1 pseudogene is annotated in these 443 nt (G+C 60.7%); it reads right to left on the minus strand.

The window, feature by feature from the left end:
* Positions 1-443: pseudogene (locus PL597_RS26055) on the minus strand (oxidoreductase); the annotation flags it as partial.

Consider the following 443-nt stretch of genomic DNA (forward strand, 5'->3'; position numbering starts at 1 on the left):
CATATAGACCTCGTAGTCGTCCAGCGGCAGAAAAGACTGCAAGGTCTGACGTGTGATGAAGCCGGTGGAATGGAACAGCCCCGCTTTCGCGTCTTCATCGGTCGCAAAGCGATAACAGGTGTGCACATGAACATTGTCGCGCTGTTCGGCGAGCGCCCGTATTTCATCGCGTAACGCGTGGGTGGCGGCCCCGTCGCAGGCATGCACGAACCAGACGGGTCGGTGGCTTTCCGCAACCAGTACCTTCAACATCGAAACGGTCGGTGTCAGCCCGACGCCACCGGATAGCAGAATGACCGGCCGCTGACTGGCCCTGTCGAGCTTGAAGGCGCCGCGTGGCCTGTCGATATGCACCACCATGCCTTCTTCGACCGTGTCATGCAGCCAGCACGACGCGATACCATCGGCCATATCCGGCGTCAGTGCCGCCTCCCGTTTGACGG

The sequence above is a fragment of the Agrobacterium sp. ST15.13.013 genome (assembly GCF_027956525.1).
GTDB classification, from domain to species: domain Bacteria; phylum Pseudomonadota; class Alphaproteobacteria; order Rhizobiales; family Rhizobiaceae; genus Agrobacterium; species Agrobacterium salinitolerans.